General features: G+C 62.6%; 11 protein-coding genes. 9 read left to right on the plus strand and 2 right to left on the minus strand.

Annotated elements, in window-relative coordinates; all coding sequences use genetic code 11:
* The first annotated feature begins 1 nt into the window (after position 1).
* Both ACXYMS_RS17565 and ACXYMS_RS17570 read left to right on the plus strand, forming a co-directional pair.
* The gene (locus ACXYMS_RS17565) at positions 2–1,006 is read left to right on the plus strand and encodes a branched-chain amino acid ABC transporter permease (RefSeq protein ID WP_458908138.1); all 1,005 of its coding nucleotides are present in this window, start codon (positions 2–4) and stop codon (positions 1,004–1,006) included.
* Positions 1,003–2,298, plus strand: coding sequence for a branched-chain amino acid ABC transporter permease (locus ACXYMS_RS17570; RefSeq protein ID WP_458908139.1), 1,296 nt, complete (start codon positions 1,003–1,005; stop codon positions 2,296–2,298). Before ACXYMS_RS17565 ends, ACXYMS_RS17570 begins: the two co-directional genes overlap by 4 nt.
* Here the strand turns inward: ACXYMS_RS17570 and ACXYMS_RS17575 are convergent.
* Positions 2,295–2,891, minus strand: a complete 597-nt coding sequence (locus ACXYMS_RS17575) for a class I SAM-dependent methyltransferase (protein WP_458908140.1) — start codon at positions 2,889–2,891, stop codon at positions 2,295–2,297. The genes ACXYMS_RS17570 and ACXYMS_RS17575 overlap by 4 nt on opposite strands.
* 152 nt (positions 2,892–3,043) lie before the next feature.
* Positions 3,044–4,240, minus strand: coding sequence for an ABC transporter substrate-binding protein (locus ACXYMS_RS17580; RefSeq protein WP_458908141.1), 1,197 nt, complete (start codon positions 4,238–4,240; stop codon positions 3,044–3,046).
* 231 nt (positions 4,241–4,471) lie between these two features.
* On the opposite strand from ACXYMS_RS17580, the gene ACXYMS_RS17585 reads away from it, so the two are divergent.
* The 7 genes from ACXYMS_RS17585 to pyc all read left to right on the plus strand — a co-directional run bounded on the left by ACXYMS_RS17585 (position 4,472) and on the right by pyc (position 14,665).
* Positions 4,472–5,509 (plus strand): glycine betaine ABC transporter substrate-binding protein, encoded by a 1,038-nt coding sequence (locus tag ACXYMS_RS17585; RefSeq protein ID WP_458908142.1) that lies wholly within the window; start codon positions 4,472–4,474, stop codon positions 5,507–5,509.
* A 251-nt stretch (positions 5,510–5,760) separates the two neighbouring features.
* Positions 5,761–6,789, plus strand: a complete 1,029-nt coding sequence (locus ACXYMS_RS17590; protein ID WP_458908143.1) for an ABC transporter substrate-binding protein — start codon at positions 5,761–5,763, stop codon at positions 6,787–6,789.
* Positions 6,790–6,924: 135 nt separating this feature from the next.
* The gene (locus ACXYMS_RS17595; RefSeq protein WP_458908144.1) at positions 6,925–7,794 is read left to right on the plus strand and encodes an ABC transporter permease; all 870 of its coding nucleotides are present in this window, start codon (positions 6,925–6,927) and stop codon (positions 7,792–7,794) included.
* A gap of 1 nt (position 7,795) precedes the next feature.
* Entirely contained in the window at positions 7,796–8,848 is a 1,053-nt protein-coding gene (locus ACXYMS_RS17600) for a quaternary amine ABC transporter ATP-binding protein (RefSeq protein WP_458908145.1), read from the plus strand.
* 187 nt (positions 8,849–9,035) lie between these two features.
* Complete coding sequence (locus tag ACXYMS_RS17605) at positions 9,036–10,538, plus strand: putative bifunctional diguanylate cyclase/phosphodiesterase (RefSeq protein WP_458908147.1); 1,503 nt, start codon at positions 9,036–9,038, stop codon at positions 10,536–10,538.
* Positions 10,539–10,705: 167 nt separating this feature from the next.
* Positions 10,706–11,122, plus strand: a complete 417-nt coding sequence (locus ACXYMS_RS17610; RefSeq protein ID WP_458908148.1) for a protein tyrosine phosphatase family protein — start codon at positions 10,706–10,708, stop codon at positions 11,120–11,122.
* A 102-nt stretch (positions 11,123–11,224) separates the two neighbouring features.
* On the plus strand, positions 11,225–14,665 hold the full coding sequence (gene pyc, locus ACXYMS_RS17615; protein ID WP_458908149.1) for a pyruvate carboxylase: 3,441 nt from the start codon (positions 11,225–11,227) through the stop codon (positions 14,663–14,665).
* Positions 14,666–14,739: the final 74 nt, after the last annotated feature.

Raw genomic sequence — 14,739 nt, forward strand, 5'->3', positions numbered from 1 at the left:
CGTGACCGAAATCATTTTCTTCATCAACCAGGTGGTGATCTCCGGCCTTGTGCTGGGCTGTATCTATGCGCTGGGGGCCATCGGTATCACGCTGATTTTTGGCATTCTGCGCTTTGCTCATTTCGCCCATTCCGAGCTGATGACGGGCGGCGCCTTTATCGCCTTCCTGCTCGCCAGCGCCTTTGCGGCCTGGGGTATCGTCACCCCGATCCCGACCGGTTTCGTGGTGCTGCCCCTTGCCATGGTGCTGGCTGCTATCCTGGCGCTGGGCATCGACAAGGGCTTCTATGCGCCGTTGCGCAAGCGTGGCGCCAAGCCGGTGACGCTGCTGATCGCCTCCATCGGCGTGACGCTGATGGTGCAGGGGTTGATCCGCCTGTTCTTCGGCGCCGGCTCCTATTCGTTCTTCGAGAACGAACCCAAGGAAATTTTCCGCATCGATACTTCAGCCATCGGCTCGACCCGTCCGCTGGTGATCACCGAGCCGCAGGTGCTGATGATCCTCGTGACCGTCGTTTCGGTGATTGCGCTGCATTTCTTCCTCACCCGCTCACGGCTGGGCAAGGCGATGCGCGCCATGGCCGACAATGCGGATCTCGCGCAGGTGTCGGGCATCAATACCGCGCTGGTGGTGCGGGTCACCTGGGTGATTGCCGGGGCGCTGGCCTGCATGGCCGGCACCATGCTGGCGCTGGACGTGACGCTCAAGCCGGACCTCGCCTTCAACATCATCCTGCCGATTTTCGCTGCAGCTATCGTCGGTGGCCTCGGCCAGGCCTATGGCGCCATTGCCGGGGGCCTGCTTATCGGCTTTGCCGAGACGCTGGCGGTGTTCAACTGGACCATGCTGTTCCGTCCGCTCAACGCCGTGCTGCCTGACTGGATGCAATTGCCCTCGACGCTGGCGCTGGTGCCCACCGAATACAAGCTCACCGTCGCCTTCGTGATCCTTGTGGTGACGCTGCTTGTCCGGCCTACCGGCATCTTCAAGGGAGCATCGTCATGATCCAGCGTTCCCTCATGCTTTTCGGCGGCCTGTTCGTACTGATCCTGGTTATCGGCTGGGTCATGGGCATGCCCTTCACCTCCTCTCGCCTCGTCGAGGCTGCGGCCTATGCGCTAATCGCGCTGGGGCTCAATATCCAATGGGGCTATGGCGGGCTGTTCAATTTCGGCATCATGGGCTTTCTCATGGTGGGCGGCGCGGCCGTGACCTTCATCTCCTTTCCGGTCAATCCCGAGTTCTGGGGATCCGACGGCCCGATGATGCTGGGGCGGGCACTCTTGGCCTTTGCCGGCGGGGCGCTGCTGGTGCTGGGTGCGCGCAAGGCGGACCGCATCGGGGTGACCGGCAAGTGGAAGGCGGCGCTGACCGTCCTGGCCTGGTTCGTCGCCTATGTGCTCTATCGCAGCCAGCTCGACCCGGCGGCGGCCTATATCGAAAGCGCCGGTGGCGGCTGGATCGGCGGGCTGGGCGCCCATCCGGTGCTGGGCTGGATATTCGGCGGCGTGCTGGCCGCGGGCATCGCCTATATCATTGGCAAGATCTGTCTTGGCCTTCGCACCGATTACCTCGCCATTGCCACGATCGGCATTTCCGAGATCATCAGGGCGCTGATCAAGAACATGGACTGGCTGACCCGCGGCACGCTGACCGTGTCGCCCATCCCCTGGCCGACGCCGCTGCCACAGGATTATGCGGGCGGCGGCATGGATCTAGGCTCCTCGCTGTTGTTGGCGCGGGCCGGTTACCTGCTGCTGGCGCTGGTGGTGCTGGGCCTTGTCATGTGGCTGATCTCGCGCGCCTATGCCGGGCCCTGGGGCCGGATGATGCGCGCCATCCGCGACAATCACGTCGCCGCCTCCTCGATGGGCAAGAACGTCACCGCGCGGCAGCTCGAAATCTTTGTCTTTGGCTCGGTGCTGATGGGCATTGGCGGGGCCATGCTGGTCAGTTTCGTCCAGATATTCGATCCCTCCAGCTATCAGCCGATCAACCACACCTTCCTTATCTGGGTCATGGTGATCGTGGGCGGGGCCGGCAATAATTGGGGCGCGCTATTTGGGGCGGTCCTGATATGGCTGGTTTGGGTGGTGTCCGAGCCGTTGGCCAAGGTGGTGTTCGACTTTGTCAGCTATTGGTCGACCGAAGCCGGCTGGGGCGCCATTCCCGAAATCGAGGCGCGCTCGGCGCAAATGCGGGTGTTCGTGCTCGGGCTGGTGATCACCATTGCGCTCAGATTCGCGCCCAGGGGGCTGATCCCGGAAGTGGTGAAGCGCGAGGGCGCGCGGAGCTAAAGGGCCGGCTTTCTCGCCGTCACCCAGAACCATTGCGTGGGCAGCGCATCAAAACCGCTGCCCATATTGGTTTCCAGCACCAGGTCGGTCCATCCGGCGGTGGCATAGGCGGCCAGCAGCGCTTCGGATGTGGGGTAGTTGTAGTAGCGCCCCATGCCGTCCCGGCCTTCGCCGGTCCCAGATTTGAAACTGGCCACGAAGACGCCGCCCGGTTGTAGGGCGCGATGAATGCGGCCGAGGATATCCGGCAGGGTCGCCGCCGGCACATGCAGCAGGCTGGCGCAGGCCCAGACACCATCATAGCCGGCCTCTGCATCGAGCTGCCCGAAACGCAATATTCGCGCCCGGTCGCCGATGCGGCGGCGTGCCTCGGCCACCAGTTCAGGTGTGCCATCGGTGGCATCGACGTCAAAGCCCCGCGCCAGCATGTATTGGGCATCCATACCATTGCCGCAGCCCAGTTCGAGAATGCGGGCACCTTGCGGCACGGTTGAGAGAAAGGCGTTCAGGCGCTCGCCGGTCGGGCGTCTCCGATGCTCGGCATAGGCTGCGGCATTGTCGGCGTAAAAGCCCAGTGTCTCGTCGTCGGCCAAGTCTGACTCCTTCAAACGAGAGGCCCGGGATCGCTCCCGGGCCTCGTATAGATCGAGTCTTCGTGCCCTGCGCGCGTAGCGCTCCGGGCCTCGGCTTCTCCAAAGCCTCCACCGGAGGCTTTGGATGGCGCCTTGCGCCGGATGAAGCCGAGTTAGTCGATCAGACCCTTTTCGACGAACGAACCGCCTTCGACGGCCAGCTCGACGATGATGCCGTCCACGTCGCCGACGTCGTCGAAGTCGAGCGCGCCGCCGGCGCCCTCATAGTCGATGTCGGTGCCGGCAGCGATCAGTTCCTTGGCCTTGGCCCATTCACCCGGCAGGATCTTCTCGCCCGGAGCCGATGCGACCTCGCGCAGCGCGGCCGAGAGGCCTTCGCGCGATGTCGAGCCGTTCTTCTCGATGGCAAGGGCCATCAGGAATGCAGCATCATAGGCCTGAGGGGCATAAGTGGCATTGGCGGTGAAACCTTCGCCGGTGAAGGCGTTGTAGAGGTCCACGGCCTCGCCGGTCGGGGCGCCGGCGCGGGTGGCGATCATGCCTTCCACGGCAGCGGCGTCGATGCCGTTGAGCAGGTCGTCGCCGACCATGCCGTCGCCGCCCACATAGGTGGTGAAATTACCGCTTTCGACGGCCTGGCGCAGGATAGTGTTACCCGAAGCATTGGCATAGGCCAGCACGACCAGGTTCTGCGAAGCGACCAGGTTACCCAGCTCGGCGCGGTAGTCGGCCTTGCCTTCTTCATGGGCGAGATTGGCCGCAATGGTGCCGCCACCAGCTTCATAGGCTGCGGCCAGCGCATCGGCAAAACCCTTGCCGTAATCGTTGTTCACATAAGTGATGGCGATGTCGTTCACGCCCTTGGCCAGCAGCAGGTTGGCGAGCTTGACGCCCTGGAGCGCGTCGGACGGGGTGGTGCGGAACACCAGATCATTGTCCTCAAGCGTGGTCAGTGCCGGGGCCGAGGAGGCCGGGGAGATGAACACCACGCCGCCCGAGAGACCCGAGCCGTTGAAGGCGCCGATGGTTTCGCCGGTGCAGAGCGCGCCGACGACGCCGGTGACGTTGTCGGTGTTGATCAGGCGGTCGGCAGCGCCAGCCGCAGCGGTGGCGTCGCAGGCGCCGTCGGCGGAGACGATGGAAAGTTCACCGCCCAGGATGCCGCCCTGCTCGTTGACCTGGCTGACAACCAGTTCGGCGCCGGCAAAGATCGGCGGGGTCAGGGATTCGATAGGGCCGGTAAAGCCGCCGATGAAACCGATGGTGGCGCCGCTGTCCTGTGCCAGGGCCGGAGCGGCAATGGTCAGAGTGGTGGCGGCGACCGCCAGGGTCAGGGTTTTCTTGAACATGGACGTCCCTCTGTTTCGGTTGCGCGCCGGGTGGCCTTGCTGGCCTCCTTCTTGCGACGCGACAACTGTTAAAGGGGGCGCGATGCGCGCCCCGCTGGGCCAGACTGTTGCACACTCGGGGCGGCACTGTCACCGGGATTTGCACGCCAAATCCGTTACCTGCCACAGTTGCTTAACGGATAAGGGTTGGGCATAGACTGGGGCGTGGTCCGGAAGGGATCGACAAGGCGAATGATGAGATTTTTGCGCCCCATTCCAGTTGCCGTCGCACTCGCCCTGTCGGTGCAATCGACGCTTGCGCAGATCACCGTGCTCGATAGCGCCCAGGATGCGGTGGAGACGCCGGCCCCGCAGGTGGAGGCAGCCGCTCCGCCACCCCCCTGCGGCCGCCGCACCATCTCAATTGCGCGGATGAGCTGGCCTTCGGCGGCGATCCTGGCGGAAATCCATGCCCGCATCCTTGCCGGCGCCTTTGACTGCGAGGTGCGCATAGTTGCCGGTGACCTCGCCGCCACGGTCTCCTCCATGGGGTCGACCGGACAACCACAAGTGGCGCCCGAGATGTGGATCAACCGAATCGCGGACCTGTGGAACGGCGCCATGGAGGGCCAGCAGGTGCGCAGTGCCGCGCCGACTTATACACCAAGCCAGTTCGAGGGCTGGTACATGCCTTCGACGCTGGCGGGCATGTTTACTGGGACACCGGTGGCCGCCGAGCTGGCGCTGACCCTGCCGCAATTGCAGGTCGAGGGGCGCATGCGCTTTATATCCTGCCCCGTGGACTGGGCCTGTTCGATCATCAACCGCAATCTGATCGCCGCCCATGGGCTGACCGAGATTGTCGAGCTGGTCGAACCAGCCAACAGGCTGGAGATGGACCAGTTGATTGCCGAGGGGCTGAACCGGCGCGAGCCCTTCCTGTTCTATTATTGGCAACCCAATGCCATCCTGGCGCAGCTCGATTTCACCGCCATCGATCTGGGCGCCTATGACGAGGCCGCAGCGCAATGCCTGGCCGACCGGATCTGTGCCGAGCCACAGCCATCGGCCTTTCCCAGCGACAGCGTGGTGATCGCGCTGGCCGAGCGGGTGTTCGCCGATACGCCGATGGTCGCCGGCTATTTCCAGCGCGCCAGCCTGCCGCTCGATGAAATGGACAGGCTTCTGGCCCAACTCAATGAGCCTGGCGGCACCGCAGAAGCGGTGGCCGAGCGGTTCGTGGCCGAGCGCGCCGATCTCTGGCAGGCCTGGGTCGGCTCGGTTCCCTGACAATTTGATCTTCGGCGCCGGCCACGATTGCCGTGATATTTTTTCGACTTGAGGTAAGTCGAATTTGTACCTGTTTGCTGTTTGGGCAATCAAGAAGTAACGTCAGTTCAATTAAATTTTGAAGTTTTGCAGTCCGTTGATCAAGAATAGGCGGGCGCTGTTGTTTGTTACTGATCAACTATTGTCAGATTTGACACATATTTCTGCCATCTTTATGGTCCGCGCATTCCACAACCGCAGGAGTTGACCTGATGATTTTGAAATCCGGTGGCATTGCCGCCGCGATCGCTGTTGCCTTTTTGTCGGCAACCAGCCTTCCCGCCATTGCCCAGGATGCAGATGCCGCAGCATGCGGTACTGATCGCACCATCGATATCGCCGAAATGACCTGGCCCTCCGCTGCAGCCCTGGCGCATATCCATGCGACGATCCTGGAACAGGGTTATGGCTGCGACGTCGAGATCGTGGCCGGTGATACAGTGCCGACATCGTCCTCGATGATGAGCCGTGGCACTCCGGCCGTTGCGCCCGAACTCTGGACCAGTGCCATCGAGGACGCCTGGGGCGCCGCCATCGAAGATGGGACGGTGGTCGAATTGTCCGACGCCATCACCGATGGCACAGTCGAAGGCTGGTTCATCCCCAAATATACCCAGGAAGAATATCCCGAGCTGACGACGGCGGAAGCCGTGATCGCCCGACCGGACCTGTTCGCCGATCCCGAGGATCCGAGCCAGGGTCGCATCTATTCGTGCCCTCCGGGCTGGGCTTGCGAGCTCTCCACCACGGCCCTGTTCGAGGCCTTCGACATGGAAGAGACCTGGAACCTGTTCTCGCCGGGTTCGGGCGGGGCGCTGGATGCATCGATCGCCCGCGCCTTTACCCGCGAAGAGCCGATCCTGTTCTACTACTGGGGTCCGACCGCTATCCTGGGCAAATACCCGGCTGTGCAGATCGACATCGGCGAAGCCGACATGGCGGTCTACCAGTGCAACACCGATCCCGAATGCGATGAGCCGGCCGGCGTAACAGCCTATCCGTCCAGCCCTGCCGTTGTCGGCGCCGCTGCCTGGATCCAAGAAGAAGCTCCGACTGTCGCCGAGTATTTCTCCAAGGTCGGCCTGACCAATGCCGAAATCAGCGAGCTTCTGGTTTATGGTGACGAGAACCAGGCTGATGCCGAGGCGACCGCCGAGAACTTCCTCATGACCAAGCAGGACGTCTGGACCAATTGGGTTCCGGCCGAAGTGGCCGAAAAGGTGCTGGCTGCACTCGGCTAACGCTGACACACAGCTTTCCTCACGGCGGCCGGGTTTCGACCCGGCCGCTTTGTGCGTTCGATCCCCAAACCAACTTTCTGGCTGGCTTCGTGATCGCACGCGGCAACCGATCCTCTTTTCGAAGAAAGAGAAGAAATGTTTCCAGAACTGATCGATACCCGCCCCTGGCGCCGTGCCGTCGACGACAGCCTCAATTGGGTCGTGCGCAATTGGAGCGATGAATTCGAGGCGGCGGCCTATCCGTTGCTGATGCTGCTTAAGTTCATTGAGGATACCCTGATCGCCACGCCCTTCTGGCTGATCATGATCATCCTGGTGGGCGTTGCCTGGCTCGCGACGCGACGCTGGCAACTGCCGTTCATTGTCTTCCTGTCGCTGATCTTCCTCGGGGTCATGGACCTGTGGGAAGACGCCATGACCACCATGGCGCTGATGATCGCGGCCACGCTGACCGCCATCGTCATTTCCATCCCCTTTGGCGTGTGGATGAGCCGCTCGGCCCGGGTGCGACAGGTGATCACGCCGATGCTCGACCTGATGCAGACCCTGCCCAGCTTCGTCTATCTCATCCCCACGGTGATGATCTTCGGGCCCGGCAAGATCCCGGCGCTGATCGCCACCATCGTCTATGCGGCGCCACCTCTGGTGCGGCTCTCCGACCTGGGGCTGCGCTCGGTCGATCCAGCGGTGATGGAAGCCAGCCGGGCCTTTGGCACGACGCCCGGCCAACGCCTCTTCGGCGTGCAGATTCCGCTGGCCCTGCCCACGATCCTGGCCGGTATCAACCAGACGACGATGATGGCGCTTTCCATGGTGGTGATTGCCTCGATGATTGGCGCTGGTGGTCTTGGCTATCAGGTGCTGCAGGGCATCGGCCGGCTGGAAGTCAGCCGTGGCCTGTTCGCCGGGCTCGGGATCGTGGCGCTGGCCATCATCTTCGACCGCATCACCCAATCCTTCGGCAAACAGCTCCAGGCCCGCATCGGCCTGACGGAGGCGCGCTGACATGCATGAGATGAAAACCGATACCGATTTCGCCATCCGCATGCGCGGGGTCACCAAGATCTTCGGCGACAACCCGCAAGGCGCGCTCGAATTGCTGCGCTCGGGCAAATCCAAGTCCGAGGTGCAGGCCGAGACCAATCATGTGGTGGGTCTGGACGATGTCTCGCTCGATATCGCCCGGGGCCAGATCTTTGTGGTCATGGGCCTGTCGGGCTCCGGCAAGTCGACGCTGATCCGCCACGTCAACCGGCTGATCGACCCGACGGCCGGGGAGATCATGGTCGAGGGCAATGATGTGCTCAAGATGAGCCTGCCTGAACTTCGCGCCTATCGGCGCAGCACGGTGGCCATGGTGTTCCAGAAGTTCGGCCTCCTGCCGCATCGCTCGGTGATCGACAATGTCGCCTATGGCCTGGAAGTGCGCGGCGTGCCCAAGGCCGAGCGCATGGAAAGAGCGGCCAAGTGGATCGAGACCGTTGGTCTTTCCGGCTATGAACAGAGCCGGCCGCGCCAGCTCTCGGGTGGTCAGCAGCAGCGTGTGGGACTGGCGCGGGCGTTGGCGCTCGACACCGATATCATACTCATGGACGAGGCCTTTTCGGCCCTTGATCCGCTGATCCGCTCGGGCATGCAGGACCAGTTGGTCGAATTGCAGAAGAGCCTGGGCAAGACCATCCTCTTCATTACCCATGACTTCGACGAGGCGCTTAAGATCGCCGACCGCATCGCGGTGCTCAAGGATGGGGCGGTGCAGCAGGAGGGCAAGCCCGAGGATATCGTGCTGAAACCGGCCAATGAGCATATCGAGGAATTCGTGCGCGAGGTGAACAAGGCCCGCGCCATCCATGTGCGCACCATCATGGAAAAGGGCGAGTTCGAGGCCTGCGAATATACGGTGCCGGCCAATGTGCGCTGCGAGGATGTGCTGCCTTATTTCGCCGAGCATCAATGGGTGGGCGTCACCAATGACGAGGGCGTGCAGATCGGCCGGGTGACCGCCAAGCGCGTCATCGGCGCGCTGGCCCGTTATACGCCGGGCGTCGGCGAAGGCTGAGCCGTTAGAACTTCATCAACGCTGGCCTTTCGGGGCGTCCGCTTTGTCATCTGCTTGTCGCAGAGGGACATTAGCGTGGCGCCCCGATTGTGCAATGCCTGTCATTTTGACTTAAAAATCAGGTGTTTAGCATTGATTTAGAATTGCTGAGTCATGTTGGTGCAACCCCGACTATCCAGGTTGCCCCATGCAGATCCGTCCCATTTTCGCCCTCGTCAACCAGGCCTATGAATGGCTGCGGGTGGCCATAGGGCTACTTGCTACCATGCTGCTGGGGCTCAGCCTGGCCATACTTTTTGGTTTTGGCACCCAGTCGGTCATTGCCTGGACCATGGCGGGCCTAGCCATCGCCATTCCCGTGGTGCTGTTGCAGGCTCATCGCTTGATGCGCCGCCGCATGGCGGAAGCGCAGATGGCCATGACCGAGGCATTGGCCTCGGCCAATCGCGATGCGCTGACCGGCAGCTTTACCCGCTCCTATTTCCTCGACGAGCTCAATCGCTTTGCCCGGCGCGGGTCGCTGTCGGCCCTGGGCTATCTGCAAATCGACATGGACAACCTCAAGGTGCTCAATGACAGCGCCGGGCATGGCGCGGGCGATGCGGCGCTGGTGGCGCTGGTGCGCGAGATGCGCGCCCTGATGCCTAATGCCATTATCGGCCGGCTCGGCGGGGACGAGTTTGGCGTGCTCATTCCCGGCCACGACAACAAGGGCGGACTCTGCCGCCTGGGCGACCGGCTGCTTCGCCAGCTCAGCGAACCGCGCAATATTGCCGGTCGGATGACGCGGCTTTCGGCCACCATCGGGGTGGCGCTGGCGCCGCTCGACAGCGATGACCCCAATGAACTGATCGCCATCGCCGATCTGGCGCTCTACAAGGGCAAGCATGCCGGGCGCGGCTGCGTGGTGCCCTTTGATCCCGACATGCTGGGCGATGAGCGTCATCGCCGCTTTGTCGAACGCGAATTGCGCGCCGCCATCCTGATGGACGAGCTGGAGCTGCATTATCAGCCGGTGTTCGACAGCGCGACGCTCAAGGTGCGCTCGCATGAGGCCCTGGTGCGCTGGCGGCATCAGGTGCGGGGTACTATTGCGCCGGCCCAGTTCATCGGCGTGGCCGAGCAGAGCAGCCTGATCGACCGATTGGGCGAATGGGTATTACGCCGGGCTTGTGCCGACCTGCCACGGCTCGAGGGGCCGGTGGCGGTCAATGTCTCGCCGGTGCAATTGCGCCGGGCCGAATTTGCCGAAAGCTTTTCCGACATCCTGATCGAGACCGGCACATCGCCAGCCAGCATCATTGTCGAAATCACCGAGAACGCGCCGCTGGTGGCTGGGAGCGTCGAGATGGACAATCTGGCAGCCCTGCGCGCGATGGGCATCCGCGTTGCCATCGATGATTTTGGCGCAGGCCATGCGAGCCTTCACTATCTGCGCGATTTTGCCTTCGACATCATCAAGATTGACCGCACCTATGTTGCCGATTTCGCCGCCAATCCGGTCAATGCCATGATCGTTTCGGCGGTCTGCAACATTGCCCGCTCGCTCAATCTCGAAGTGGTGGCCGAAGGCATCGAGACCGAGGAGCAGTTGCAGATGCTGGTCGATGCCGGCTGCACCGCATTGCAGGGTTATTATCTGGGCCGGCCCCAGCCTCTGGTCATACAGCAGGCGGTCTGCGCGGCCTGACCGCGTTCTGCGACAGCTCGGTGACAGCTTTGCGCCGCTGCCAGTTGCGTCGGGTGCGACCGCGTGGCTATAACGGGCCATTGCGCGCCGGCGCTCTGCCTGTGGATCTGTTCTCGAAGCGGTGACCGCTTCAGGGATTGCCGCAGGGGCTTGTGGGAGAAGAAGCCTTGGAACTGAAGCGGATCAACGATCACGTCAGCGTCTCTGGACAAATCCAGCCCGACGACGTCAAAACGCTCAAGGATCTGGGCTTTGTCGCCATTGTCAACAATCGGCCGGATGGAGAGTCTCCAGATCAGCCGCAGGGCGCAGCAATCGAAGCGGCTGCCAAGGCCGCAGGCCTCGCATATCATGCCATTCCGCTGGGACGGGAGGGGGTCAGCCCCGATCTCGTCAATGCCACCAAGGCCGTGCTCGAGGGGAGCGACGGCAAGGTGTTCTGTTTCTGCCGTTCGGGAACGCGCTCGACGACGCTCTGGGCGCTGAGCCAGGCGGGGGAAGTCCCCGCCGATCAGATCATCTCCCAGGCCGCCGAGGCGGGATATGACATGAGCCACCTGGCCGGATATCTCGGCCAGAACTGAAATCAGGTTTTCGGCGGTTGGGCGGTCAACCGTCCCTTCCGTCGGCATTTGCTGAGCCGGACCCTTGCGGTCCTTGCCCCCTCCTGCTCGGAACGGATACCGATGACTATCAAGAAAATCCTCGTCGCCAATCGCAGCGAAATCGCCATTCGCGTGTTTCGCGCCGCCAATGAACTTGGTCTCAAGACCGTCGCGGCCTATGCCGAAGAAGACAAGCTGGCGCTGCATCGCTTCAAGGCCGACGAGGCCTATCTGATCGGGAAGGGCAAGGGCCCGGTCGAGGCCTATCTGCAAATCGACGAATATATCCGCATTGCCCGCATTTCGGGTGCCGATGCCATCCACCCCGGCTATGGGCTCTTGTCGGAAAGCCCCGAGTTCGTTGATGCCTGCGAGGATGCCGGCATCATCTTTATCGGGCCGCGCGCCCAGACCATGCGCGATCTCGGCAACAAGGTTGCCGCGCGCAATATGGCGATTGCCAGCGACGTGCCGGTGGTTCCAGCCACCGAGCCACTGCCCGACGATCCCGAAACCATCAAGAAGCTGGCGGCCGAAATCGGCTATCCACTGATGCTCAAGGCCTCCTGGGGTGGCGGCGGACGCGGCATGCGCCGCATTCTTGACGAAAAATCGCTGCTTTCGGAAGTGTCCGAGGGCAAGCGCGAGGCCAAGGCCGCCTTTGGCAAGGACGAGATGTATCTCGAAAAGCTGATTGAGCGCGCCCGCCATGTGGAAGTGCAACTGATCGGCGACGATCACGGCAATCTGGTGCATCTGTTCGAGCGTGACTGCTCGGTGCAGCGGCGCAATCAGAAGGTGGTGGAGCGCGCACCCGCGCCCTATCTTTCCGACGATGTGCGCAAGGAATTGACCGACGCCGCGGTGCGGCTGGGCAATGCCGCCAATTATCGTGGCGCCGGCACCGTCGAATTCCTGATGGATGCCGATACCGACCGATTCTACTTCATTGAGGTCAATCCGCGCATCCAGGTCGAGCACACGGTCACAGAGGAAGTGACCGGCATCGACATCGTCAAGGCACAGATCCATCTGCTCGACGGTGCCGTCATCGGCACACCCGAGAGCGGCGTGCCTTTGCAGGAAGACATCAAGCTTAACGGCAATGCCATCCAGTGCCGGGTGACCACGGAAGACCCGGAACAGAACTTCATCCCCGATTATGGCCGCATCACCGCCTATCGCGGCGCGACCGGCTTTGGCGTGCGGCTCGATGGTGGCACAGCCTATTCGGGTGCGGTCATCACGCGCTATTACGATCCGCTGCTCGAAAAGGTGACCTGCTGGGCGCCCAGCGCCGACGAAGCCATTGCCCGCATGCACCGGGCCTTGCGTGAGTTCCGTATCCGCGGCGTCGCCACCAATCTGGCGTTTCTTGAAAACATCATCACCCATCCGGACTTTGTCGAGAACCGCTACACAACGCGCTTCATCGACACGACGCCGGACCTGTTCAACTTCAAGCCGCGCAAGGACCGGGCGACTAAGCTCTTGAGCTATATCGCCGACGTCACCGTTAACGGACACCCGGAAGTGCGGGATCGCCCGCGGCCGCCCGAGGATGCGGCGGCGCCGATCGTGCCCGAATTTCCGCCGCTATCGGTGGTGGAAGGCAGCCGGCAGATTCTCGACCGTGATGGGCCGCAGGGTCTGGCCAGGTGGATGAAGGCGCAGAAGCGGGTGCTGTTCACCGACACCACCATGCGCGATGCGCATCAGTCGCTGTTGGCGACGCGCATGCGCAGCTTCGATATCACCCGCATTGTCCAGGCCTATTCGCGCGGCCTGCCGAACCTGTTTTCGCTCGAGTGCTGGGGCGGGGCGACGTTCGATGTGTCCATGCGCTTCCTCAACGAAGACCCGTGGGAGCGCCTAGCCAAGGTGCGCGAGGGCGCGCCCAACATCCTCACCCAGATGCTGCTGCGCGGCTCCAATGGCGTGGGCTACACCAATTATCCCGACAATGTGGTCAAGTTCTTCGTCAAGCAGGCGGCGGCTGGCGGGGTCGATATCTTCCGTGTCTTCGATTGCCTCAACTGGGTCGAGAACATGCGCGTCTCGATGGATGCGGTGATCGAGGCCAACAAGGTCTGCGAGGGCGTGGTATGCTATACCGGCGACATGCTGGACCCGGAACGGTCCAAATATGATCTCAAATATTACGTGGCGCTGGCCAAGGAGCTGGAAGCCGCGGGCGCCCATGTGCTCGGCCTCAAGGACATGGCGGGGCTGCTTAAGCCTGCTGCGGCGAAGAAGCTGATCGCGACCTTGAAGGAAGAGATCGGCCTGCCGATCCACCTCCACACGCACGATACTTCGGGCGCGGCGTCTGCGACTGTGCTGGCGGCCGTGGATGCGGGGGTCGATGCGGTGGATGCCGCCATGGATGCCCTCTCCGGCACCACCAGCCAGCCGACCCTCGGTTCGCTGGTCGCGGCCATGGCCGATGGTGAGCGGGACCCGGAACTCGACGCCAGGGCGATCCGCCAGATCTCCTTCTATTGGGAAGCCGTGCGCACCCAGTACCGGGCCTTCGAGAGTGATTTGAAGGGCGGCGCCTCGGAGGTTTACCTCCACGAAATGCCGGGCGGGCAGTTCACCAACTTGAAGGAACAGGCGCGCTCGCTGGGACTCGAAACCCGCTGGCACGAGGTCGCCCAGACCTATGCCGACGTCAACCAGATGTTCGGCGATATCGTCAAGGTCACGCCCTCATCCAAGGTGGTGGGCGACATGGCCCTGGCCATGGTCTCGGCCGGCATTTCGCGCAAGGATGTCGAGAACCCCGACAAGGACATTGCCTTCCCCGATAGCGTCGTCGGCTTCTTTGCCGGCGATCTCGGCCAGCCGCCCGGTGGCTTTCCGGAAAAGCTGCAAAAGAAGGTGCTGAAGGGACGAACACCGCTCACCGAGCGTCCGGGCTCCTATTTGAAGCCCACAGACCTTGAAGCCGAGCGCAAGAAAATCAGCGAGGAAGCGGGCATCGAAATCGACGATTATCGCCTCGCCTCGTTCCTCATGTACCCCAAGGTCTATTCAGACTTCGAAAAGACCCAAGATCGCTATGGCCCCACCGAGGTGCTGCCGACGCCGGTCTATTTCTACGGCCTCAATGAGGGCGACGAACTGCTGGTCGATATCGAGAAGGGCAAGACGCTGGTTGTGACCTATCAGGGCCGCGCGCCAACTAATGAAAAGGGCGAGGTCCGCTGCTTCTTTGATCTCAACGGCCAGCCGCGCACCATCGTGGTGCCGGACCGGCTGACGGCGGGCGAGCTCACGGTGCGGGCCAAGGCCGTCGCGGGCGACCCGAAACAGGTCGGCGCGCCGATGCCGGGTGTCATCTCGACCCTTGCCGTCAAGCAGGGTCAGTCGGTCCAGGCCGGCGACGTACTCTGCTCGATTGAAGCCATGAAGATGGAAACGGCAATCCACGCCGAGACTGATGGCACGGTGGCAGAGCTCCTCATCAAGCCGGGCGACCAGATCGACGCCAAGGATTTGCTGGTGCGGTTGGACTGAAAACACAAAGGTCCTGAGCGATCCGAGCCTTCTGCCTTAAAACGCGGCGCTGTCCTAGAGCTTGACCCGAGGAC

Source organism: Devosia sp. CAU 1758, assembly GCF_054482695.1.